At 75.4% G+C, this 25,563-nt stretch carries 8 protein-coding genes and 1 pseudogene; all 9 read left to right on the top strand.

Going from position 1 to position 25,563, the window contains the following annotated elements:
* The first annotated feature begins 3 nt into the window (after nucleotides 1-3).
* Nucleotides 4-7,758 carry a non-ribosomal peptide synthetase gene (locus CNQ36_RS10355; protein ID WP_121545761.1) on the top strand — a complete coding sequence of 2,585 codons (7,755 nt, stop codon included), beginning with the start codon at nucleotides 4-6 and terminating at the stop codon, nucleotides 7,756-7,758.
* Nucleotides 7,740-15,440, top strand: a pseudogene (locus tag CNQ36_RS35220) (amino acid adenylation domain-containing protein); the annotation flags it as partial. The gene CNQ36_RS10355 and the pseudogene CNQ36_RS35220, both read left to right, overlap by 19 nt.
* Nucleotides 15,373-16,629: a thioesterase domain-containing protein gene (locus CNQ36_RS10345; RefSeq protein WP_121545759.1), complete on the top strand. Its 1,257-nt coding sequence runs from the start codon at nucleotides 15,373-15,375 to the stop codon at nucleotides 16,627-16,629. The pseudogene CNQ36_RS35220 and the gene CNQ36_RS10345, both read left to right, overlap by 68 nt.
* 25 nt (nucleotides 16,630-16,654) lie before the next feature.
* On the top strand, nucleotides 16,655-17,362 hold the full coding sequence (locus CNQ36_RS10340) for a thioesterase II family protein (protein WP_004931883.1): 708 nt from the start codon (nucleotides 16,655-16,657) through the stop codon (nucleotides 17,360-17,362).
* Nucleotides 17,363-17,371: 9 nt separating this feature from the next.
* Entirely contained in the window at nucleotides 17,372-18,196 is an 825-nt protein-coding gene (locus CNQ36_RS10335) for a mycofactocin-coupled SDR family oxidoreductase (protein ID WP_004931885.1), read from the top strand.
* Nucleotides 18,197-18,228: 32 nt separating this feature from the next.
* Nucleotides 18,229-21,489, top strand: coding sequence for an amino acid adenylation domain-containing protein (locus tag CNQ36_RS10330; RefSeq protein WP_228312940.1), 3,261 nt, complete (start codon nucleotides 18,229-18,231; stop codon nucleotides 21,487-21,489).
* A gap of 45 nt (nucleotides 21,490-21,534) precedes the next feature.
* Entirely contained in the window at nucleotides 21,535-23,295 is a 1,761-nt protein-coding gene (locus CNQ36_RS10325; protein WP_121545758.1) for a non-ribosomal peptide synthetase, read from the top strand.
* Nucleotides 23,292-24,497, top strand: coding sequence for an NAD(P)/FAD-dependent oxidoreductase (locus CNQ36_RS10320; RefSeq protein ID WP_121545757.1), 1,206 nt, complete (start codon nucleotides 23,292-23,294; stop codon nucleotides 24,495-24,497). The genes CNQ36_RS10325 and CNQ36_RS10320 overlap by 4 nt, the downstream gene beginning before the upstream one ends.
* 236 nt (nucleotides 24,498-24,733) lie before the next feature.
* Nucleotides 24,734-25,558, top strand: a complete 825-nt coding sequence (locus CNQ36_RS10315; protein WP_121545756.1) for an alpha/beta fold hydrolase — start codon at nucleotides 24,734-24,736, stop codon at nucleotides 25,556-25,558.
* Nucleotides 25,559-25,563 lie beyond the last annotated feature (5 nt).

Here is a 25,563-nt window from a genome sequence, read left to right as displayed (position 1 = left end):
TCAATGAGCACCACCGATCCCTCGTCGCTGGAAGCCGTCCTGCCGCTCACCCCGCTGCAGGAGGGCCTGCTCTTCCACGCGCAGTACGACGAGCAGGACGGCCCGGACGTCTACGTCATGCAACTCGGCATGGACATCGACGGTCCGCTCGACGTGCCCGCCCTGCACTCCGCCGCCCGCGTCCTGCTCCAGCGGCACGGCAACCTGCGCGCGGGCTTCCGGGACGGCGGGGCGCGCCCCCTGCAGTTCGTCCCGAAGTCCGTCGACCCGCTCTGGCGGTTGGTCGACCTGACCGAGGTGCCCGGGCCGGAGCGGGAGGAGGCGCTGCGCGAGGTCACCGAACGGGACCGGGCCGCCCGCTTCGACCTGCACCACCCGCCCCTGCTCCGGTTCACCGTGGTGCGCACCGCGCCGCTGCGGCACCGGCTGCTCGTCACCAACCACCACATCCTGCTCGACGGCTGGTCCGCGCCGGTCCTCGTGCGGGAACTGTTCGAGCTGTACGCGGCCGGCGGCGACGCCTCCGCGCTGCCCCCGGTGACACCGTTCCGCTACCACCTGGGATGGCTCGCCAAGCAGGACCGCGCCGCCGCCGGCCGGGCCTGGCGGGACGCGCTCGCCGGGCTCGACGGACCGACCCTGCTGGCCGCCCTGCCCGACGACCGTTCCGCGGCCGTGCTGCCCAGCAAGGTCGGCGCCCGGCTGTCGCCGGAGACCACCGACCGGCTCAACCGGCGGGTGCGTGAACTCGGCCTCACCCTCAACACCGTCGTACAGGCCGCCTGGGGTTTGCTGCTCGGCCGGCTCACCGACCGCGCCGACGTCACCTTCGGCATGACCCTCGCCGGCCGGCCGCCGGAGATCCCCGGCGTGCACACCATGGTCGGCCTGTTCCTCAACACCGTGCCGGTGCGGGTGCGACTGGAGCGCGACGAGTCGCTGCTCGCGCTGTGCCGGCGGCTCCAGGACGAGCAGCGCGCCCTGATGGCGCACCAGTTCCTCGGCCTCGCGGAGATCCAGCGCACGGCCGGCCACGGCGACCTGTTCGACACCCTCACCGTGACGGAGAACTTCCCCGTCGACCCGGCCGCCCTCACCCTGCCCGGCGGGCTGTCGGTCGCCGGGGTCTTCTCCACCGACGGCGCGCACTACCCGCTCGCCCTCATGGTCATCCCCGGCGACTCGCTCGAACTGCGCTTCACCTACCGCGCCGACGCCTTCGACGAGGCCCGGATCGAGGGCTACAGCCGCGCCCTGACCGCCGTGCTGGAGTCCTTCGTCGCCGACCCGGCCGTCCCGGCCGGCACCGTCGACGTGCTGGACCCCGGCATGCGCTCCCGGCTGCTGACCGAGTGGAGCCCGCCGCCCGCCCCCGACGGGGCGCGCACCCTGCCCGAACTGCTGGCGCTGCGCGCCGCCGCGACACCCGACCGGGAGGCGCTGGTCTGCGGCGGCCTCTCGCTGACCTACGCGGAACTCACCGACCGCGTGGAGCGGATCGCCGCCTGGCTGCGCGAGCGCGGAGTGCGCGACGAGGAGCCCGTCGCCATCGCCATGGACCGCTCCGCCGAGTACGTCCTGGCCGTGCTCGGCGTGATCCGCGCCGGCGCCGTCTACGTCCCGGTCGACCACCGCTGGCCGCCGGCCCGGCGGGCGCACGTCCTCGCCGACAGCGGGGTGAAGGTGATCCTGGAGCAGGGCGACCTGCCGGACCACCACCCGCTGCCCGAGGGCGGCGTGCCGATGCCGCCCGGCGCCGAACGCGTCGCCTACATCATGTACACCTCCGGCTCGACCGGCCGGCCCAAGGGCGTCGCCGTCACCCACCGCGGCATCGGCGACCTCGCCGCCGACAGCCGGTTCGCCAACGGCTCGCAGGAGCGGGTGCTGCTCCAGTCGGCCCACGCCTTCGACGCCTCCACGTACCAGATGTGGATCCCGCTGCTGAACGGCGCCACCCTCGTCGTCGGCCCGCCCGGCGACCTGGACATCGCCACCATCGGCCGGGTCCTCGCCGCCGACCGGATCACCGCCACTCTGTTCACCACCGGCCTGTTCCGGCTGATCGCCGCCGAGGCGCCCGAGGTGCTCCGGCCGCTGCGCGAGGTGTGGACCGGCGGTGAGGCGCTGCCCGCCGCGTCGGTGCGCCAGGTCCTGGACGCCTGCCCGGACCTCACCGTCGTCAACGCCTACGGGCCGACCGAGGTCACCGTGATGGCGGCCGCGCACAGCCTGCCGCCCGGCGCGTCCGTGCCGGAGTCCGTGCCCATCGGCCGCCCCATGGACGGCAAGCGCGTCCTCGTCCTCGACAGCGGCCTGCGGCTGTGCCCGCCCGGCGTCGCGGGCGAGCTGTACGTGGCCGGCGTCGGACTGGCCCGCGGCTACGTCGGCCGGGCCGACCTGACCGCCGAGCGGTTCGTCGCCGACCCGTACGGCGGGCCGGGCGAGCGGCTGTACCGCACCGGCGACGTGGTGCGCTGGCGGGCCGACGGCCTGCTGGAGTTCGTCGGCCGCCGGGACAACCAGGTGAAGCTGCGCGGCTTCCGCATCGAACTCGGCGAGATCGAGTCCGTGCTCGCCGGGCACGACGCCGTCGGCCAGATCGCCGTCGTCGTCCGCGAGGACCGGCCCGGCGTACGGCACCTGGTCGGCTACGCCGTCCCGGCCGCCGGGGCGACGCTGGACACCGAGCAGCTGCGGGCCTGGGCGGCCGAGCGGCTGCCCGAGTACATGGTGCCCCGGCCGGTCGTCGCCCTGGACGCGCTGCCGCTGACCACCAACGGCAAGCTGGACGTCGCCGCCCTGCCCGCGCCCGAGCACACCGAGGACGACGCCAGGGCGCCGCGCACCCCGCACGAGGAGCTGCTGTGCGGGCTGTTCGCCGAGGTGCTCGGCCTGGAGTCGGTGTCCGTGCACGACAACTTCTTCGAGCACGGCGGGCATTCGCTGCTGGCCACCCGCCTGGTCAGCCGGGTCCGCACGGTGCTCGGCGTCGAACTGCCCATCCGCCGGGTCTTCGAGGAGCCCACGCCGGCCGCGCTGGCCGCCCGGCTCACCGACGCGACGGCGGCCGCCCGGCCGGCGCTGCGCCCGGTGGACCGGCCGGAGCGGGTGCCGCTGTCCTTCGCGCAGCGCAGGCTGTGGTTCCTCAACCGCATGGAGGGCCCGAGCGCCACCTACAACATCCCCTTCGCGGTACGCCTGTCCGGCGGGCTGGACGCGGCCGCGCTGACCGCCGCGTTCAACGACGTGGTCGGCCGGCACGAGGCCCTGCGCACCGTGTTCCCGGACACCGACGGCGAACCCCGGCAGCACGTCCTGCCCGCCGGGCACGCCGTCGTGGACATCGAGGTCACCGACATCACCGGGGCCGCGCTGCCCGCCGCCCTGCACGCGGCCGGCACGGCGGGCTTCGACCTCGCCGTCGACCTGCCGGTGCGCGCCCGGCTGTTCCGCCTCGCCCCGGACGAGCACGTGCTCTGCGCGGTCGTGCACCACATCGCGGGCGACGGCTGGTCGCAGGCGCCGCTGGTGCGCGACCTGTCGGCGGCCTACCGGGCCCGCCTGGAGGGCGCCGCCCCCGACTGGCGGCCGCTGCCGGTGCAGTACGCCGACTACACGCTGTGGCAGCGCGAACTGCTCGGCGACGAGCAGGACGACGACAGCACGGCCGCCGCCCAGCTGGCCTACTGGAAGGAACAGCTCTCCGGCGCGCCGCAGGAACTCGAACTGCCCACGGACCGGCCCCGACCCGCGGTCGCCGGCCACCAGGGCGGCGCCGTGCCGGTGCACATCGACGCCGAACTGACCGGCGCGCTGCGCGCGCTGGCGGCGAAGACCGACACCACGCCGTTCATGGTGTTCCAGGCGGCGCTGGCCGCGCTGCTGTCCCGGCTCGGCGCGGGCGACGACATCCCGATCGGCACCCCGGTGGCCGGCCGCACCGACGCCGCCGCCGACGACCTGATCGGCTTCTTCGTCAACACGCTGGTGCTGCGCACCGACGTGTCCGGCGCCCCGGGCTTCGCCGAACTGCTGCGCCGGGCCCGGGCGGTGGCGCTGGGCGCCTACGCCCACCAGGACCTGCCGTTCGAGCGGCTGGTCGACCTCGTCGGCGCCGACCGCTCGCTGTCGCACAACCCGCTGTTCCAGGTGATCCTGGCCTACCAGAACAACGACCTGCGCGAGGTCGAGCTGCCGGGACTGCGGGTCACCCCGCACGAGATGCCGCTGCCGGTCGCCAAGGTCGACCTGGAGCTCACCCTGGTCGAGGACGCCGCCGGCGGAGGCATCTCCGGCCTGCTGAACTACGCCACCGACCTGTTCGACCGGAGCAGCGCCGAACGCGTCGCCGCCCATCTGGTGGCGCTGCTGCGGGCCGCGGTCGCCGACCCCGCCCGGCCGGTCCGGGACCTGGAGATCCTGCCGCCCGCCGACCGCGAGCGGCTGCTCACCGGCTGGAACGACACCCGCCGCCCGGTGCCCGCCGGCACCGTCCCGGAGCTGTTCGCCGAGCGGGCCGCCGCGCACGCCGGCCGTCCCGCCGTCGTCTCCGACACCGGCGCCCTCGACTACGCCACACTGGCCGGCCGGGTCAACCGGCTCGCCCGGCTGCTGATCGAGCGCGGGGCGGGCCCGGAGGACCGGGTCGCCCTGGTCCTGCCGCGCTCCGCGGACCTCACCACCGCCCTGCTCGCGGTGATGACCGCGGGCGCCGCCTACATCCCGGTCGACCCCCAGCACCCCGCCGACCGCATCGAGTACATGCTCACCGACGGCGACCCGGTGCTCGTGGTCACCCTCACCGGGCTGGCCGACCGGCTCCCGGACCAGATCGCCGAGCCGGTGTTCCTGGACAGCCCCGAGGTCGTCCAGGCCCTCGACCGCCTCTCCGGCGCCGAGGTCACCGACGCCGACCGGCGGGTCCCGCTGATGCCGGCCCATCCCGCCTACGTCATCTACACCTCCGGCTCCACCGGCCGCCCCAAGGGCGTCGTCGTCGGACACCGGGGAGTGGCCAGCCTGGCCGCCTGGCAGGCCGAGTACCTGGGAGTGGGCGAGGACAGCCGGGTCGGGCAGTTCGCCGCGCCGAGCTTCGACGCCGCCGCCTGGGAGACGGTGATGGCGCTGCTCAACGGCGCCACCCTGCTGCTCACCCCGCAGGACGGGCCGGTCCTCGGCGACGACCTCACCGCCTTCCTGCGCGAGCGGGCCGTCACCCACGCCACCCTCACTCCGACCGCCCTGTCCGGCGCCGACCCGGAGTCCGCGCCCGCCGGGCTGACCCTGGTCCTCGCCGGTGAGGCCGTCCCGCGCGACCTGGTGGCCCGCTGGGCGCCCGGCCGCCGGGTGATCAACGCCTACGGCCCCACCGAGACCACCGTCTGCGCCACGGCGTCCGCGCCGGTCGACGGCACCGTCGCCCCGCCCATCGGCGGCCCCATCGCCAACACCCGCGTCTACGTCCTGGACGGCGCGCTGCACCCGTGCCCGGTCGGTGTCGCGGGCGAGCTGTACGTGGCGGGCGCCGGCCTGGCGCGCGGCTATCTGCGCCGGCCCGGTCTCACCGCGGAGCGGTTCGTCGCCGACCCGTTCGGCGGGCCCGGCGAGCGCCTGTACCGCACCGGGGACGTGGTCCGGTGGCGGCCCGACGGCGATCTGGAGTTCGTCGGCCGCCGCGACGACCAGGTGAAGCTGCGCGGCTTCCGCATCGAGCTCGGCGAGATCGAGGCGGCCGTCTCGGGCTGCGCCGAAGTGGACTCGGCGGCCGTCGTGGTCCGCGAGGACCGCCCCGGCGTACGGCAGTTGGTGGCCTACGTCGTGCCCGACGGGGACGCCGAGCGGCTGCCGGAGGCCGTGCGCGCCCACGCGGCCGAGCGGCTGCCGGAGTACATGGTGCCGCAGGCGGTCGTCGTGGTGGACGCGCTGCCGCTGACGGTGAACGGCAAGCTCGACCACGCGGCCCTGCCCGCCCCGGAGTTCGGCGGCGACGACGGCGGCCGGGCGGCGGCGACCGACGCCGAGAAGATCGTCGCCGAGGCGTTCCGCGAGGTGCTGGGACTGCCCGAAGTGAGCGCCGACGCGGGCTTCTTCGAGCTCGGCGGCGACAGCATCGTCTCCATCAAGCTGGTCGGCGAGGTCCGCAAGGGCGGCCTGGTCATCACGCCCCGGGACGTGTTCGAGCACAAGACGGTCGCCGGTCTCGCGGCGGCCGCCCGCAGCGTGGACGACCTGCCCGCGCAGGACCCGGACGCCGGCATCGGCGAGGTCCCGCTCACCCCGATGACGCACTGGCTGCGCGAACTCGGCGGCCGCACCGAACGGTTCCACCAGTCGGTGCTGCTGCAGGTGCCCGCCGGCCTCGGCCTGGACCACCTCACCGCGGCCGTGCGCACCGTCCTCGACCACCACGACGCGCTGCGGCTCACCCTGTCGGACACGGCGGGGGAGTGGTCGTACGAGGTACGGCCGCGCGGCGCGGTGGACGCGGCCGGCTGCGTCGGCCGGGTCGACGTGGCCGGCGCCGGGCCCGGCGAGCTGCGGGCCGCGATCGGCCGGCACGCCGAGCGGGTCGTCGGCGAACTGTCCCCGTCGGACGGCGAGACGCTGCGGGCGGTCTGGTTCGACGCCGGCCCGGACACCCCGGGCAGGCTGCTGCTCGTCGCCCACCACCTGGTGGTCGACGGGGTGTCCTGGCGGATCCTGGTGCCCGACCTGGCCGCCGCCTGGCAGGCCGCCGCGTCGGGCGCCGAGCCCGCCCTCGAACCGGTCGGCACCCCGTGGCGGCGCTGGGCCCAGTGGCTCGGCGAACTGTCCGCGCAGCCCGCCCGCGCCGCGCAGGCCGCCTGGTGGGCGGACCAGCTGCGGGACGAGGACACCCAGGTGACCGCCGCACCGCGCGACCCGGCCGTCGACACCATGGGCACCCAGAGCGCGCTCGCCGTCACCCTGCCCGAGGACGTCACCGAGCGGCTGCTGACCGCCGTTCCGGCCGCGGCGCGCTGCGGCGTGGAGGACGTGTTCCTCACGGCGTTCGCCCTCGCGGTCGCCGACTGGCGCAGACGGCGCGGACTCGGCGCCGGCACCGCCGTCCTGGTCGACGTCGAACGGCACGGCCGGCAGATACCGCCGGACCACGACCTCGACGTCTCCCGCACCGTCGGCTGGTTCACCAGCCTCGCCCCGGTGCGCCTGGACCTCGGACCGGTCTCCTGGGGCCAGGTGTTCAACAGCCCCGGCGCCCTGCACAAGGCCCTCTCCCGGGTCAAGGAGACCCTGCGCGAGATGCCCGACGAGGGCGTCGGCTACGGCCTGCTGCGCCACCTCAACCCGCGCACCCGCGACGAACTGGCCGCCTACCAGCAGCCCCAGTTCGGCTTCAACTACCTGGGCCGCACGGCGGTCGCCGACGCGTCCGCCGACGACGACTGGAGCATGTCCGCCGACGGCGAGGTGCTGCGCGAACTGGGCGGCGGCGACCCGCAGATGCCCGCCCCGCACGCGGTCTCCCTCAACGTCGTCGTGGAGGACGGCCCGGCCGGCCCGCGCCTGATCGCCAACTGGACCTGGCCGCGCCGCCTGCTGGAGCCCGACGAGCTGCACCGGCTCGCCGACGGCTGGTTCCACGCGCTCACCGCGCTCGCCGACCACGCCGCCGAGGAACAGCCCACCGGCCTCACCCCCTCGGACCTGTCACTGATCGACCTCGAACTCGACGACCTCGGGGTGCTCGAAACGGAGTGGAGGAAGACCCAGTGACCAGCAACGACCTCTTCGAGGACATCCTTCCCCTGGCACCACTGCAGGAAGGGATGCTCTTCCACGCGACCTACGACGAGGACGCCCTCGACGTCTACACCGTGCGGCTGGCCATCGACTTCGAGGGCCCCTTCGACCTGGACGTGTTCCGCGACGCGGTGCGCGCGCTGCTGATCCGCCGGAACAACCTGCGGGCCGGTTTCCTCTCGGAGAACCTGAGCCGGCCGGTCAGCGTCGTGCCGCGCGCCTTCGACACCCCCGTCGTCGTGCACGACCTGTCCGCGCTCGGCGGGCCGGAGCGGACCGCGCGCCTCGGCGAACTCGAGGCGGCCGAACGGGCCGTGCGCTTCGACCTCACCTCGCCGCCGCTGCTGCGGTTCACCGTGGTGCGGCTGGCGGAGAACGGCTGGCGGCTGATGTTCGCCTGCCACCACATCCTGCTCGACGGCTGGTCCATGCCGATCGTGCTCGGCGAGCTGTTCACCCTGTACGGGGCGCGCGCCGACGCGTCCGCCCTGCCGCCCGCCGCCCCCTTCAAGCTGTACCTGGCCTGGCTGCGCAAGCAGGACAAGGAGCAGGGCCTGAAGGCCTGGCGGAACGCGCTCGACGGCCTGCCCGGCGCCACCCTGGTCGCCCCCGACGCCGACGACACCACCCAGACGCTGCCCGGCCGGATCGTCACCGACCTGCCGGACGGACCGAGCGCCCGCCTCACCGCGCTCGCCCGCCGGCTCGGCATCACCGTCAACACCGCGGTGCAGACCGCCTGGGGACTGCTGCTGGCCCGGCTCACCGGCGGCGAGGACGTCGTCTTCGGCGCCACCGTCTCCGGACGCCCGCCCGAGCTCGACGGCGTCGAGTCCATGGTGGGCCTGTTCATCAACACCGTGCCGGTCCGCGTCCGGCTCGCCCCCGGCGAGTCCCTGCGCGAACTGCTGCTGCGGGTCCAGGACGAGCAGTCCGCGCTGCTGGACCACCACTACATCGGTCTGACCGAGGTCCAGCGCGCGGCCGGCCACGGCCGGCTCTTCGACAGCCTCGTCGCCTTCGAGAGCTACCCGGTGGACGCCGACTCGCTCCAGTCGTCCATCGGCGGCCTCACCGTGACCGGCGTCTCCGGCGACGACGCCACCCACTACCCGCTCACGCTGATCGTCGTGCCCGGCGAGCGCGTCCAGCTGCGACTCGGCTACCAGGGCGGGCTGTTCACCGCATCGACCGCCGGCGCGCTGCTCACCGAGCTGGAGCGGCTGCTGACCGCCGTCGCCGACGACGACACCCGCGCGGTGACCGAGGCGCTGGCGTCGGTCACCGTGCCCGAGGGCCACCGGCCGGCCGCCGCCGCGCCGGTCGCCGCGGCCGCCGACGGCGCCGCGGCGGGCGGGTCGGTGTCGGACCTGACCGTCGCCTCCGGCGGCGGACGCGCCCCGAGGACCCCGCACGAGGAGGTGCTCTGCGGACTGTTCGCCGAGGCCCTCGGCATGCCCTCGGTCTCCATCGACGACAACTTCTTCGACCTGGGCGGCCATTCGCTGCTCGCCACCCGGCTGGTCAGCCGGGTGCGCAGCGTCTTCGGCATCGAACTCCCGGTCCGCGCCCTGTTCGACGCGCAGACCGTGGCGGCGCTCGCCGACCGGGTGACCGGCTCGTCGACGGGCGGCCGGCCCCCGGTGCGCCCGGTGGCGGAGCGCCCGGAGCGGGTGCCGCTGTCGTTCGCGCAGCGCAGGCTGTGGTTCCTCAACCGCATGGAGGGCCCGAGCGGCACCTACAACATCCCGCTGGCGGTACGGCTGTCGGGCACGCTGGACGTGGCCGCGCTGCGGTCGGCGCTGGTGGACGTGGTGGGCCGGCACGAGTCGCTGCGCACCGTGTTCCCCGACGTGGACGGGCAGCCCTGGCAGCAGGTGGTGCCGGTGAGCGGCGTGGACCTGCCGCTCGAGGCCGTCGAGGTGACCGAGGAGGGCCTGGAGGCGGCGCTGGCGTCGGCGGCCTCGGCCGGCTTCGACCTGGCGGCGGACCTGCCGGTGCGGGCGTCGCTGTTCCGGGTCTCCGGGACCGAGCACGTGCTGTGCGTCGTGGTGCACCACATCGCCGGCGACGGCTGGTCGCAGGCGCCGCTCGCCCGCGACCTGGGCCTGGCCTACCGGGCCCGGCACGCCGGCGAGGCGCCCGAGTGGGAGCCGCTGCCGGTGCAGTACGCGGACTACGCGCTGTGGCAGCGGGACGTGCTGGGCGGCGAGGAGGACGCCGACTCGCCCATCGCGGGACAGCTGGCCTACTGGCGCGAGGTGCTGGACGGGCTCCCGGACGAGCTGAGCCTGCCGGTGGACCGGGCGCGTCCGCCGGTGGCGTCGTACCGCGGCGGTCTGGTGTCGGTCGAGCTCGGCGCCCGGCTGCACCGGGACCTGGTGGGGCTCGCGCGCTCCACCAGGTCGTCGCTGTTCATGGTGCTCCAGGCCGGTGTCGCGGGACTGCTGTCCCGGCTGGGCGCGGGGACGGACGTGCCGCTCGGCACGGCCATCGCGGGCCGCACGGACGCGGCGCTTGACGACCTCGTCGGGTTCTTCGTCAACACGCTGGTGCTGCGCACCGACGTCTCCGGCGACCCCGGCTTCCGTGAGCTGGTGGAGCGGGTCCGGGTCGCCGACCTGGCCGCCTACGCCCACCAGGACCTGCCGTTCGAGCAGCTGGTGCACGCGGTGCAGCCGTCCAGGTCGCTGGCCCGGCACCCGCTGTTCCAGGTGATGATCGTGCTGCAGAACAACGCGGTCGCCTCCCTGGACCTGCCCGGACTGACCGCCCGCCCCCTCGACGGGGACATCGGCGCCGCCAAGTTCGACCTCGGCTTCAACTTCGTCGAGCGCAAGGACGACATGGGCGCGCCCGCCGGCGTCGAGGTGACGGTGGAGTACAGCGCCGACCTGTTCGACGAGGACACGGTCGCCGTCCTCGGCAGGCGCCTGGTGCGGATGCTGACCCTGGCCGCCGCCGACCCCGCGATGCCGCTGAGCCGGCTCGACCTGCTCGAACCGCGCGAGTGGCAGCGGCTGGTGACCGGCCGGCCCGGCATCGAGCAGGCCGACGGGCCCGAGTACTCCGGCACTCTCCCCGGACTGTTCGCCGAGCGGATGGCGCGCACCCCGGACGCCCCGGCCGTCATCGCCGAGGACGGCGAGCTGAGCTACGCCGAACTCGGCGAACGCTCCGCCCGCCTCGCCGCGCTGCTCGCCGACCGCGGCGTGCGCGCCGGTGACGTCGTCGCGGTCGCCGTGCCGCGCTCGGCCGCCCTGACCGTCGCGCACCTCGCGGTGCTGCGCGCCGGGGCCGTCTGCCTGCCGGTCGGCCCCGGCGACCCGGCCGGACGGATCGCCCGCGTGCTCGCCGAGGCCGCGCCCGCCGCGGTCCTCACCACCCGGGACGCGGCCTCCGCACTGCCCGCGGACGTCACCGACCCGGTGCTGGTCGACGACCCCCTGGCCGTGTCCCCGGAACCGGACCGCGAGCTGCCCGGCCCGCTGCCCGGCTCACCCGCCTATCTGATCCCCGCGCCCGGCGGCAAGTCCGTCCTGCTGCCGCACCGCGGCATCGTGAACCGGCTGCTGTGGATGCGCGACGCCTACGCCCTCGACGCCGGCGACCGGGTGCTGCACAACGCGCCCGAGGACCTCGACGCCTCCGTCTGGCAGCAGTTCGCGCCGCTGGCCGCCGGCTCCGCCCAGGTGGTCGCCGGACCCGGCAGCCACCGCGACCCGGTCCGCCTGGCCCGGCTGATCCGCCGGACCGGCGTGACCACGGCCCACTTCGCGCCGTCGATGCTGGAGGTGTTCCTCGCCGAGCCCGAGGCCGCCGGCTGCACCGGCCTGCGCCGCGTGCTGTGCGGCGGGGAACCGCTCCCGGCCGGCCTGCCCGGCCGGTTCCGGACCCTGGCGCCGGGAGTGGAACTGCACGTCCTGCACGGCGCCACGGAGGCCTCCTTCGACGCCCTGTCCTGGGACGGCACCACCGGCGAGGCGACCGCCCACCCGCCCGCCGGACGGCCGGTCCGCAACACCCGGGTGTACGTCCTGGACGCCAACCTCGCCCCGCTGCCCGTCGGCAGCACCGGCGAACTGTACGTCGGCGGAGCGCAGTTGGCGTACGGCTATCCGAACCGCCCGGATCTGACGGCGGAACGCTTCGTGGCCGACCCGTACGGCCCGCCCGGCTCCCGGCTCCACCGCACCGGCGACCTGGCCCGCGTCACCGGCGACGGGACGGTCGAACTCGCCGGCCGCACCGACGGCCGGATCGCCGTCGGCGGCAGGCCCGTCGAACCGGGCGAGATCGAGCAGGTGCTCACCGCGCACCCGGCCGTCGACGCCGCGCTGGTGACCGCCCGCCCGGGCCCCGCCGGCACGACCGTGCTGGTCGCCCACCACGTCCCCGCCGACCCGGCCGCCCCGGCGGACGCCGAGACGCTGCGCGCCCACGCCGCGACGGCGCTCCCCGACCACGCGGTCCCGGCGCACTACCTCGCGCTCGACGCCTTCCCGCGCACCGCCGACGGCCGGATCGACCGCGCGGCGCTGCCCGAGCCGCACCACCGCACGTCACGCGCCCCGCGCAACGACGTCGAGCGGACCCTGTGCGGACTCTTCACCGATCTGCTCGGCAAGCCGGTCACCGGCATCGACGACAGCTTCTTCGACCTGGGCGGCCACTCCCTGCTCGCCACCCGGCTGGTCAGCCGGGTCCGCTCCACCTTCGGCATCGAGCTCCCGTTCCGGGACATCTTCGACGCCCAGACGGTGGCGGCCCTCGCGGAGCGGGTGGCCGAGTCGTCGGCGGGCGGCCGGGTGCCGGTCCGCGCGGTGGCGGAGCGCCCGGAGCGGGTCCCGCTGGCCTTCGCCCAGCGGCGGCTGTGGTTCCTCAACCGGATGGAGGGGCCGAGCGGCACCTACAACGTCCCGGTGGCGGTCCGGCTCTCCGGCCCGCTGGACGTGGCGGCGCTGACCGCCGCGGTCGACGACGTGGTCACCCGGCACGAGGCGCTGCGCACCGTGTTCCCGGAGACCGACGGCGAACCGTGGCAGCGGGTCGTCCCGGCCGCGGAGGCCACCGTGCGCGTCGACGTCGTCGACGTGACCGAGGAGGGTCTGCGGCCGGCGCTGGCGTCGGCGGCCTCGGCCGGCTTCGACCTGACGGCGGACCTGCCGGTGCGGGCGACGCTGTTCCGGGTCTCCGACGCCGAGCACGTGCTCTGCGTCGTCATGCACCACATCGCGGGCGACGGCTGGTCCCAGGCCCCGCTCGGCCGCGACCTGGCCGCCGCCTACCGGGCACGGCTCGACGGCACGGCGCCCGACTGGGAGCCGCTGCCGGTGCAGTACGCCGACTACGCGCTGTGGCAGCGGGACGTGCTCGGCAGCGAGGAGGACGCCGGCTCGCCGATCGCCGCGCAACTCGCCCACTGGCGCGAGGCGCTGGCCGGACTCCCGGACGAGCTGACCCTCCCGGTGGACCGGGCGCGCCCGGCGGTGGCGTCGTACCGCGGCGCCGTGGAGTCCGTCGAACTCGGCGCGGCACTCCACCGGGACCTGGCCGACCTGGCCCGCTCCACCCGGTCGTCGCTGTTCATGGTGCTCCAGGCCGGTGTCGCGGGACTGCTGTCCCGGCTGGGCGCGGGGACGGACGTGCCGCTCGGCACGGCCATCGCGGGCCGCACCGACTCCGCCCTCGACGACCTCGTCGGGTTCTTCGTCAACACGCTGGTGCTGCGCACCGACGTCTCCGGCGACCCCGGCTTCCGGGAACTGGTGGAGCGGGTCCGCGTGACCGACCTGGCCGCCTACGCCCACCAGGACCTGCCGTTCGAGCAGCTGGTGCACGCCGTACAGCCCGCCCGGTCGCTGGCCCGGCACCCGCTGTTCCAGGTGATGATCGTGCTGCAGAACAACGCGGCCGCCTCCCTGGACCTGCCGGGACTGACCGCACGCCCCGTCGACGGGGAGACCGCCGCGGCCAAGTTCGACCTCGGCTTCAACTTCGTCGAACGCACCGACCTCGACGGCGCCCCCGCCGGCATCGACGTGTCCATCGAGTACAGCACCGACCTGTTCGACGGCGGCACCGTCCGGCTCATCGGCGAACGGCTCGCCCGGCTGCTCACCACCGGCGTGGCCGAACCGGCCACCCCCCTCACCCGGATCGGCCTCCTCGACGAGGCCGAGCACGAGCGTCTCGTCGACGGCTTCAACGACACCGCCCACGCCCTCGAGCTGCCCCCGGTGACGGAGGCCGGCTTCGCGCCGGAGACCCTCGCCGGACTGTTCGCCGCCCAGGCGGCGAGCACCCCGGACCGGCCGGCGGTGACCGGCGAGGACGGCGAGCTGAGCTACGCCGAACTCGACGACCGCTCCGCCCGCCTCGCCGCGCTGCTCGCCGCCCGCGGCGTGCGCAGCGGTGACGTCGTCGCGGTCGCCGTGCCGCGCTCGGCGGGACTGACCGTCGCCCTGCTCGCCGCGCTCAAGGCGGGCGCCGCCTACCTGCCGGTGGAGACCGACTACCCGGCCGAGCGGATCGCCTACGTCCTCGGCGACGCCCGCCCCGCCGTCCTGGTCACCACCTCGCAGGCGCTGCGCGCCCTGCCCGAGGCGGTCAAGGGCACCGTCCGCTCCCTCGTCGTGCTGGACGACCTCGGCACCGACTGGGAACTGTCGGCCGTGTCCGCCGACGAGACGCGGGCGCTGCCCGGCCCGCTGCCGGAATCGCCCGCCTACGTCATCTACACCTCCGGCTCGACCGGCCGCCCCAAGGGCGTCGTCGTACCGCACCGGGGCATCGTCAACCGGCTGCTGTGGATGCAGGACGCCTACCGCATCGGCCCCGGCGACCGCGTGCTGCAGAAGACGCCGTCCGGGTTCGACGTCTCCGTCTGGGAGTTCTTCTGGCCCCTGATCACCGGCGCGGTCCAGGTCGCCGCGCGCCCCGGCGGCCACCGGGACCCCGCCTACCTGGCCCGCCTCATCCAGGAGGAGGCCGTCACCACGGTCCACTTCGTGCCCTCGATGCTGGAGGTGTTCCTCGCCGAGCCCGAGGCGGCCCGCTGCACCGGCCTGCGCCGCGTGCTGTGCAGCGGCGAGGCGCTGCCGGCCGGTCTGCGCGACCGGTTCCGCGCCCTGCTCGGCGGAGTGGAACTGCACAACCTGTACGGGCCGACCGAGGCGTCCGTCGACGTCACCGCCTGGGACTGCGCCGTCTCCCCGGACGCCGCGTCCGTGCCGATCGGCAGGCCCGTCTGGAACACCCGCACCTATGTGCTGGACGCCACGCTCACCCCGGCCCCGGCCGGAAGCAGCGGCGAACTGTACCTGGGCGGCGTGCAGCTGGCCCACGGCTACCTCGGCAGGCCGGACCTCACGGCGGAGCGGTTCGTGGCCGACCCGTACGGCCCGCCCGGCTCCCGGCTCTACCGCACCGGCGACCTGGCCCGGATCACCCGCGACGGAGTGATCGAGTTCCTCGGCCGCACCGACGACCAGGTGAAGATCCGCGGGCAGCGCATCGAGCTCGGCGAGATCGAGCACGCGCTCACCCGGCACGGCCGGGTCGGCAGCGCCGTGGTGTGCGCGCTCCGTGACCCCTCGGGCGACACCCGCCTCGCGGCGTACGTCACCGAGGCCGGCCCCTCGTCGCCCGTCGACCCGGAGGAGCTGCGCGACCATCTCGCCGAGCTGCTGCCCGACCACATGGTGCCCGTGCACTACACCCGTCATCGACGCCGTGCCGGTCACCCCGAACGGCAAGGTCGACAAGAAGGCGCTCCCGGCCCCGCGGCTGCTCGACCGCCGTCCCGGCAGGGCCCCGCGCGACGAGACCGAGACGGCGCTGTGCGAGATCTTCGCCGGGCTCCTCGGACACGACACCGTCTCCATCGACGACAACTTCTTCGAGCTCGGCGGCCATTCGCTGCTCGCGACCAAGCTCATCAGCCGCGTCCGGGACCGGCTCGGGGCGGAGATGTCGGTGGTGTCGATCTTCGAGGCGCCGACGGTGGCGGCCCTCGCCGTCCGCCTCGGCCAGGACGGCGCGGCCGGGCCCACCGCCCCGCTGCTGACCCTGCGCCCCGGCGGCACGGACACCGCGCTGTTCTGCGTCCACCCGCTCGGCGGGCTCAGCTGGCCCTACGCCTCCCTCGCCGAGCACCTGCCCGCGGACGTAGCCCTCTACGGCCTCCAGGCGGTCGGACTCGACGACGGCGACGCCCCGCTCCCCGGCACCCTCGAGGAGATGGCCGACGACTACGTGGCCCGCGTCCGCGCGGTCCAGCCTGAGGGCCCCTACCGGCTCCTCGGCTGGTCGCTGGGCGGCCGGATCGCGCACGCCATGGCGTCCCGCCTGGAGGCCGCGGGCCAGGAGGTCGAGCTGCTCGCCCTGCTGGACGCCTACCCGAGCACCGAGGCGGACACCGAGGCGCACTTCTCCGAAAGGGAGTTCCTCGACGGAGTCCTCTCCGCCGCCGGACTCGACGCGGCCGATGTCGACGGGCCGCTCGACGTCGACACGGTCATGGCGGCGGTGCGCTCCGCCGGCGCCGACCTGGCCGGCCTCACGGCGGACCAACTGCGGCGGCTTCAGCACGTGATGGCCAACAGCTTCCGCGTCGACGGCGCCGCCGTCACCGGGCGCTGCCGGGCCGGCGCGGTGATGTTCGCCGCGACCGTCGACCCGGTCGGCGACCCCGCCCACTGGCTCGACCACGTCGGCGGCGAGCTGGAGGTCCACTCCGTCGCCGCCGCGCACAACGACCTGATGCGGCCCGAGCCGCTCGCCGAGATGGGGGCGGTGCTGGCGAAGAAGCTGGCCCGCACCGCTCGCGCGGACCACGCCTGACACTCAGCACAGAAAAGGAATCACCATGTCGAAGACGGTCGTGCTCTGCGTGCCGTTCGCCGGGGCCGGCGCCTCGGTCTTCCGCCCCTGGGTGCCCCTCGCCCAGGACCGGTTCGACCTCGCCGCCGTGCAACTCCCCGGCCGTGAGCAGCGGTTCGCCGAGGAGCCGTACCGCGACGCGGTCGTGGCCGCCGACGGGCTGCTGCCCGAGGTGCTCGAGCGGGTCCGGGGCGCCGGCCCGGTCGTCCTGTTCGGACACAGCCTCGGCGCGGTCCTGTCCTACGAGATCGCCCACGGGCTGGCCGCCACCGACGGCGTCGAACTGGCGGCGCTCGTGGTCAGCGGCTCCCCGGGCCCCTGGACCCGGCGCGAGAACGGGGCGAGCGGACTCGACGACGACCAGTTCCTGGACCGCGTCAAGGAGTTCGCCGGTTACCGGCACGACGCGCTGGAGGACCCGGAGATGCGGGAACTGCTGCTGCCCACGCTCCGCGCCGACGTCGAGATGCACGAGAGCTACGTCCCCTCCTCCGACGTACCGCTGGCCGCGCCGATCATCTCGGTGCGCGGCACCACCGACACCCTGGTCACCACCGAGCAGGCCATGGAGTGGTCCAAGGCCACCAGCGGGGAGTTCCGGTTCGTGGAGGTCGAGGGCGGCCACATGTACCTGGTCGACAACCCCGAGGGCCTGATCGACGTGCTCGCCGACGTCCACCCCGACCGTTTCTGAGGAGTTCCGGTGCGCCTGCAAGGAAAGACCGTCGTCGTGACGGGAGCCGCGCGCGGGGTCGGCCGGGCCTGCGCGCTGGCGTTCAGCCGGGAGGGCGCCGACCTCGCCCTGCTCGACGTGTGCGGTGACGTGGACGGCGTGCCCTACCCGCTCGGCACGGTCAGCCAGCTGGACCACACCGCGCGGCTCTGCCGTGAGCAGGGCTCCGCCGTGCTCACGGCGACCGCCGACATCCGCGACGGCGCCGCCCTGCGCGGCGCGGTCGACGAGACGCTGGACCGGTTCGGCGCCATCGACGTCCTCGTCAACAACGCGGGCATCGTGGCGCCGTCGGGCCGGACCACCCACGAGATCACCGAGGACGAGTGGCAGGTGATGATCGACGTCAACCTGTCCGGCGCCTGGCGCATGATCTCGCTGGTCGGCCCGCACATGGTCGCGCGGCGCTCCGGCAGCATCGTCAACGTCGCCTCCACCGCCGGACTGGTGGGCTACCGCCACTTCGCCGGATACACCGCCTCCAAGCACGGCCTGATCGGGCTGACCAGGGCGACCGCGCTGGACTACGCGCCGCTGAAGGTGCGCGTCAACGCCCTGTGCCCCGGATCGATCCGCGACGACAGCCGGGCCGAGGGCCGGATGCTCACCGAGATCGCCAGGTCGCTGGAGCTGCCGGTCGGCGAGCACGAGCAGACCTTCGTCCAGTCGCAGCCGATGAACGCGCTGATCGAGCCGGAGGACGTGGCCGGTGCCGCGCTCTGGCTCGCCTCCGACGAGTCCCGGCAGGTGACCGGCTCCGTGCTGACCGTCGACGGCGGCTTCACCACCCGCTGAGCCATCACAACCACGCCTAGGGGACCACAGTCGTGTCGATCTCTCACCAGGACGCCGCCGCCCGCACCTCCGAGCGGGCCCCGGACAGCGGCCTCGCCGCAGCCGGCCCGTCGTGCCACGCACTGCGCGTGCGCCTCGCCGCCGGCTCGGCGGCGCTCTCTCCCGGAGCCGTACGGCTGTGGACCGAGCGGGTGCCGTGCCGGGCCGACGAGCCCGCCGCCGAGCGGTGGCGGGCGCGCGAACTCGCCCGCCCGCTGCCCGCCGGCCCGGACACCCCGGCGCGGGCGGTGCTCCTGCGGTACGCCGACGGCGCCGCCGACCTCATCGTGGTGGCCCACCGCGCCACCACGAACACCGAGGCCCTGCACGCCCTCGCGGCCGGCATCCTCGGCGACACGGGCACCGGCTCCGGGTCGGCCGGCCCGGCCGCAGTGTTGCAGGGCCCGGACACCGCTCCGGCCGACGCGTTGGAGGGCCGGGCCGCCTCCGACGGGCGGTCCGGCGACGCCGCCCCGTCCGTGGGCGCCGACGGTCTCGGGGGCATCACCCCCGGCCCGACCTCCGCCGCCGCGGACCCGGGCCCCTCGGGCCACGGGGCTGTCCCGGCGGCTCCCGCCGGGACAGACGCGCGGACCGCGGCGGGCCCGGGCGCCGCCCCGAGTGGCCCCGGTTCCGCCGCCGACGGCCTCGCGGGGATCGCCCCCGGCCCCACCGCTTCCGCCGCCGCGCACCCGGGCGCCGGCGATGTCCGGACGCCCCCCGCCGCCCCGGCCGGCAACGCCGCCGATGTCGCCCGGCGCGCCGCCGAGCTGGCCGAGTGGGCTCCCGAGGCGCGGCCGGTCTGGGGTCTCGGGCGGGCGCACGGACCGGACGCGGCCGACGTGCGGGTGCTGCCGCTGCCCGACGGCCACCCCGTCACCGACGCCGCGAGCTGGACCACCGCCCTCGGTGTCGTCCTCGCCCGCTACGAAGGCGTGCGCGGGACCGTCCTCGCGGCCCTGCTCCCGGCCGCCGACACCGGTGCCGAACACGTCGCCCTGGTCCCGGTGGTCGCCGACGGCGAGAACACCCTCGGCGCCGCCGACAAGGAACTCCGCGCCCACCTCGCCGCCGGGCCCGCCCGGTACACCGGTGAACTCCGCGACGCGCTCACCGCCGCGGGCGCCGACCCGGCCGGCGCCGCCGCCGTGGGCCTGGTCCTCGCCGACCGGGACCCGGCCGCCGCCCTGCCCGGCGCGGAACGCGCCGAGTACCGGCCGTTCCAGCGCCCGCCGTTCCCGGTGACCGTCACCGTGGACCGCGACCCGGCCGGCGGCCGGCTGCTGCGCTGCGACTTCTCCCCGCGGACGCTGTCCGGCGACATCGCCGACCGGCTCCTGCGCCATGTGCGCGACGCGCACCGGACGCTCGCCGAGGCGCCGGAGACCCCCGTCGCCGACGTACGGCCGTGGGACGAGGAGGACGCCGAACGCCTCGCCGCGCACCGGCGTACCGCCCCGCTGCCGTCCTTCCCGCCGCAGCGCGTCGACACCGCGATCGCCGCGATCGCCGCCGCCCGGCCGGACGCCGTCGCCGTCTGCTTCGGCGCCACCCGGCTCACCTACGGCGAGCTCGACCGCCGCGCCGACCGGCTCGCGCACGCCCTGCGCGCCCTGGGCGTGGCCGGCGCCGACCGCGTCGGGGTGTGCCTGGACCGCTCCACCGAGCTGATCGTGGCGCTGCTCGCGGTCCTCAAGGCGGGCGCCACCTATGTGCCGATGGACCCCGCCCACCCCGAGGACCGGCTGGCCTACACGACGGAGGACGCCGGACTCACCACGGTGCTCACCGACCGCGCCGGCTTCCCCGGCGGCGGCACCGCCCGGGTGCTGTCCCTGGAGGAACTCGCGGAGCACGCCCCCGAGCGGTGCGACGGCCCGCCCCCGTCGGAGACCGGCGCCGACGACCCGGCGTACGTCATCTACACCTCCGGCTCCACCGGCCGCCCCAAGGGCGTGGTCGTCCCGCACGTCAACGTGCTCAGCCTGATGGCCGCAACCATCGACGACTTCGGCCTGAACGAGGACGACACCTGGACGCTGTTCCACTCCAGCGCCTTCGACTTCTCGGTGTGGGAGATCTGGGGCTGCCTGCTCACCGGCGGCCGGCTGGTCGTCGTGCCCTACTGGGTGTCGCGTTCGCCGGAGGACTTCCACCGGCTGCTGCGCAAGGAGCGGGTCTCGGTGCTCAGCCAGACCCCGTCGGCCTTCGCCCACCTGGTGGAGGTCGAGCGGGACGGCGCGGAGGCCGCCCCGGTGCGCCTGGTCGTCTTCGGCGGCGAGGGGCTCGACCCGCGGATGCTCCTGCCCTGGTTCGACCGGCACCCGGAGACCCGGTGCCGGGTGGTCAACATGTACGGCATCACCGAGACCACGGTGCACGTGACCGCGCAGACCGTCACCCGGGCGGAGGCGCTCTCCGGGTCCAAGTCGGTCGGGCACGCGCTGCCCGGCTGGTCGGTGCGGGTCGCCGACCCCGAGGGCCGGACCCTCCCGGCCGGAGTCGCCGGCGAGATCTACGTCGGCGGCGCCGGAGTCGCCGCGCACTACCTCAACCGGCCCGAGCTCACCGAGCAGCGGTTCCTGGCCGACCCGCGCACCGGCGAACGGGAGTACCGCAGCGGCGACATGGGCCGGCTGCTGCCCGACGGCCGGCTGGAGCACCTGGGTCGGCTGGACAGCCAGGTCAAGCTGCGCGGCTTCCGCATCGAACTGGACGAGATCCGCTCGGTGCTGCTGGACGACCCGCGGGTCACCGCCGCGGCCGTGGTGCTCAACCGGACCGACCCCGACGACGCCGCGACCGCGCAGCTCGACGCGTACGTGGTGATGGACGGCGACGACACGGCCTCCGTGCGGCAGCGCGCGAGCGGGTTCCTCCCCGAGTACATGGTCCCGTCGACGGTCACCGCCCTCGACCGGATGCCGCTCACCACCAACGGCAAGCTCGACACCCGCCGGCTGCCCGCACCCGCCCAGCCCGCGCCGGCCGCCCCCGCCGCCGCGCCCGCGTCCGGCGCCCCGTCCGGCACGCCGTCCGGCGACGCCTTCGAGCAGGCGCTGCTCGAGGTCTGGGCGGAGGTCCTCGGCGTCCCCGTCGGCCCGGACGACAACTTCTTCGACCTGGGCGGCAACTCGCTGCTCGCCATGCGGGTGGGCGCCGCCCTGCGCCGGCGCGGCGGTGCCACGGTGGCCATGCGCGACCTGTACCTGCGCCCGACGATCCGGCAACTGGCCGCGGACCACGCCGGATGACCCCGGACGACTCTCCCCGTACGAGGACAGCAAGAGGACATCACGATGGCTGAACCGTCCCTGCCCGCACTCTTCCAGGAGCAGGCGGCGCGCACCCCGCGCGCCGTCGCCGTCCACTGCGGTGGGCGGGACCTGGACTACGCCGGGCTCAACCACCGGGCCAACCTGCTCGCCCACCACCTGCTCGCCCGGGGCGTCGGCCCGGAGCGGGTCGTCGGGGTCCGCATGCCCCGGTCGGCCGACCTGCTGGTCGCCCTGCTCGGCGTGCTCAAGGCGGGTGCCGCCTACGTCCCCGTCGACGACGACTGCCCGCCGGAGCGACTGGCGTTCATCGTCGAGGACACCGGCCTCGACCTGATGCTGGTCCAGGACGACGGGCCCGGCACCGAGGGCCTCACCACCGTCCGCGTCCCCGCCGCGGTCGCCGCCGCCGAAGCGGCCGGCGGCCCCGCGCACGACCCCACGGACGACGACCGGCCGGCGCCGCTCACCGCCCGGAACCTCGCGTACGTCATCTACACCTCGGGCTCCACCGGCCGCCCCAAGGGCGTGACCGTGCAGCACGACACCCTGCTGTGCTACCTGGACTTCGCCCGCGCCGCCTACCCGAGCCTGGCGCACAGCGCCCTGCTGCACTCCCCGATCGCGTTCGACCTCACGGTGACCGCGCTGTACGGGCCGCTGCTGCTGGGCGGCCAGGTGCGCGTCGGGTCGCTGGACCGGGAGCCGGAACCCGGCGCGCCGGCCGGCCGGCCCGGCTTCGTCAAGGCGACCCCGTCGCATCTGCCGCTGCTGACCGCGCTGCCGAGCGAGCTGTCGCCCACCGGGGAACTGGTGGTCGGCGGGGAGATGCTGATCGGCGACGTGGTCGAGCGGTGGCGGCGCACCCACCCGGGAGCGACGGTGGTCAACGAGTACGGCCCGACCGAGGCGACCGTCGGCTGCTGCGTCTTCTCCCTCGGCCCCGACGACCCGGTCGAGCCCGGCGCCACCCCGATCGGCAGGCCCACCCCGGGCAGCGCCCTGCACGTCCTGGACGAGCGGCTCCGTCCGGTCCCGCCCGGCACCGAGGGCGAGTTGTACATCGCCGGCGGCCAGGTGGCGCGCGGCTACCTGGGCCGCCCCGCGCTGACCGCGGAGCGGTTCGTGGCCGCGCCCGGCGGCGGGCGGATGTACCGCACCGGCGACATCGCGCGGACGCGGCCCGACGGGCTGCTGGAGTACCTGGGCCGCACCGACGACCAGGTGAAGATACGCGGCTACCGCATCGAACTCGGAGAGGTCACCGAGGTGCTGGCCGCCCGGCCGGGGGTGCGGCAGGCGGCCGTCATCGCCCGCGAGGACCGCTCCGGCGACCGGTATCTGGCGGGCTACGTCGTCCCCGAGGACGGCGCGCACCCCGATCCGGCGCAGCTGCGCGCGGCGGTGGCCGGAATGCTGCCCTCCTACATGGTCCCGGCGGCCGTCGTGGTGGTCGACGAACTGCCCCTGACCTCCAACGGGAAGCTCGACAAGGACGCGCTTCCGGAGCCGCCGGCCGAGGACGCCCCGGCCGGCGCCGCCCCGGAGACCGAGGCCGAGCGGCGGCTGTGCGCCCTGTTCGCCGAGGTCCTCGGTCTGCCCGCGGTCTACCTCGACGACGACTTCTTCGACCGCGGCGGGAACAGCCTGCGCGCCGCTCGGCTGGCCGGCAAGGCCCGCAAGGAGGGCCTGACCTTCGGGCTGCGTGACGTGCTGGAGCTGCGCACCCCGCGCGCCCTGGCCGGACACACCACCGACGCGGTGGCCGAGGGAGCCGTGTCATGAGCGCCGGGCACGTGGTCGTCGTCGGCGCGTCGGTCGGCGGCAGCCGTGTCGCGGCCGCGCTGCGGGAGGCCGGCCACACCGGGGGGATCACCCTGGTCGACCCCGACCCGGACGCCCCCTACGACCGGCCCCCGCTGTCCAAGCAGATCCTGGCCGGCGACTGGGAGGCCGGGCGGGCCTCGCTCGGCGACCCCGCGCAGTGGGACGCCGGACGCCGCGTCGCCGCCGCCACCGGACTCGACACGGCCGGCCGCCGGCTGCGCCTCGACGACGGCACCCTGCTCTGCTACGACCGGCTGGTCCTCGCCTGCGGCGCCTCCCCCCGTCTGCTGCCAGGCATGCCCCGCGGGGGCGTGCACGTGCTGCGCACCCTCGCCGACTGCCACGGCCTGCGGGCCGACCTCGACCGGGTGGGCGACGGCCGGCTGGTCGTCGTGGGCGGCGGCTTCATCGGCGCCGAGGTGGCCTCCACGGCCCGCGCCCGGGGGGCCGACGTGACCGTGGTGGAGGCCCTGCCCGCACCGCTGTCCGGGCTGCTGGGGCAGCAGGTCGCGGCCGAACTCGCCCTGCTGCACGCGGACAACGGGGTACGCCTGCTCACCGGCGCCCAGGTCGCCTCCCTCGTGGGCGAGCCGTCGGTCACCGGGGTGGCGCTCACCGACGGGCGGGTGCTGCCCGCGGACGCCGTCGTGGTCGGCATCGGCGTCCGCCCGGACACCGGCTGGCTGCGGACGGGTTCCGGGATCGCGCTGGACACCGACGGCGGTGTGCTGTGCGACGAGTACGGCGCGGCCGACGCCGACCGCACGGTGTACGCCGTGGGGGACGTCGCCCGCCGGTACGACCCGCTCCTCGGACGGCACCTGCGGGTGGAGCACTGGACCAGCGCCGTGGGACAGGCCGACGCCGTCGCCCGGAGCATCGCCGGACCCGGACCGGTGGCGTACGAGGACGACTTCTTCGTCTGGTCCGACCAGTACGGCGGCAAGATCACCCTGCTGGGCCGGCCCGGCCCGGACGACGAGGCCACCGTGGTGCGGGCGGACGCCCCCCGGCGGCGGTTCGCCGTGGCCTACCGGCGCGGGGACCGGCTGGCCGCCGTACTGACCGTCAACTGGCCGAAGGCCCTCGTGGTGGCCCGGCGCGCGATGGCGGCGCCCGGCGCCGCGGACGACGTCGTCGCCGCGTGGAAAGCGCTGTAGTTCGCAGCTTGCTGAAACGGCCCTTTCGGCGGCCGGTAATTCCTGGATGATTTGAGTGTGCGGCGCGCCGGAAAAGCGCGCCGGTGCGGCGGATTGCATATCGCTGCAAAATCACCGGCCGACCGTCTGGCGGCCCGGAAAGCGTTGCTAGCGTGGCGGAAGTCGGCCGGGCGGAAAGAATTCCACCGCCCCGGCCATATCCTCCGCTGCCCGAATTCCTCCGAAAGGGATGTCCGGTGCTCCCAGAAGGCGATGTCGAGCCGCTCGTGCTCCGGCAGCGGACCGTGTCCGGCGAAGCCGGCCGGCGCGCGCTGCTGCTGCACGGCCTCGGCAGCAGCGAGAGCTGCTGGGACGCCTTCGTGGACGGCCGGCCGGCGGGACTGGAGCTGTGGAGCGCCGGGATGCCCTGGCGGGCGGGCGGCGCCTTCGCGCCGGCCGAGCCGGACGACGCGGCCTGGATCACCGAGGCGATCCGCCGGGTTCCCGGCGGGGCGGACGTGGTGATCGCGCACTCCTACGCCACGGTCCTGCTGGTCACCCTGCTGGCCGGCCTGGCGGCCGACGGCCGGGACCCGCGCGAGGAACTCGGCGTGCACGGCGTCGTCCTGGTGTCGCCGTTCTACCGGGAGAGTCCGCGGGACTTCTCCTGGGGCGAACTGCCGCGCTTCCTCGACCTGCTGAGACTCGGCGCGGAGGACGGCATCCTGGCCCGCTCGCGCAAGCCGCTCGCCCCGGACCTGCGGGCCGAGATGGCCGAGCGGTCCTGCGAACAGCTGGGCCCGCACTGGGTGGTCCGCCACCTGCACGCCTATCTGCGCATCCCGTTCCTCCCCGTCCACCTGGTGGACCTGCCCGTGCACGTCGTCACGGGCGACCAGGACCCGATCGTCCCGCCGGCCGAGGGCGCCCGCCTCGCGGCCCGGCTCGGCAACGCCTCGGCCACCCGTGTCGAGGGCTGCGCGCACACCCCGATGGCCGAGCGCCCTGACCTGTTCTCGCTCGCTGTCCAGCAATTCCTCACCACGCTGCCGGCGGGGCACCCCCCGGCGGCGGTCAACTGAGTACG

Origin of the sequence: Streptomyces fungicidicus, from assembly GCF_003665435.1 — a bacterium.
In the GTDB taxonomy this organism is placed as follows: domain Bacteria; phylum Actinomycetota; class Actinomycetes; order Streptomycetales; family Streptomycetaceae; genus Streptomyces; species Streptomyces fungicidicus.
The sequence above is the reverse complement of the archived record's forward strand: the minus strand, read 5'-3'. Positions and strand labels throughout refer to the sequence as shown.

Coding starts and splice junctions, on each gene's coding strand:
- CNQ36_RS10340 (WP_004931883.1), top strand. CDS start 16,655: ATGTCGAAGACGGTCGTGCTCTGCGTGCCGTTCGCCGGGGCCGGCGCC.
- CNQ36_RS10355 (WP_121545761.1), top strand. CDS start 4: ATGAGCACCACCGATCCCTCGTCGCTGGAAGCCGTCCTGCCGCTCACC.
- CNQ36_RS10320 (WP_121545757.1), top strand. CDS start 23,292: ATGAGCGCCGGGCACGTGGTCGTCGTCGGCGCGTCGGTCGGCGGCAGC.
- CNQ36_RS10325 (WP_121545758.1), top strand. CDS start 21,535: ATGGCTGAACCGTCCCTGCCCGCACTCTTCCAGGAGCAGGCGGCGCGC.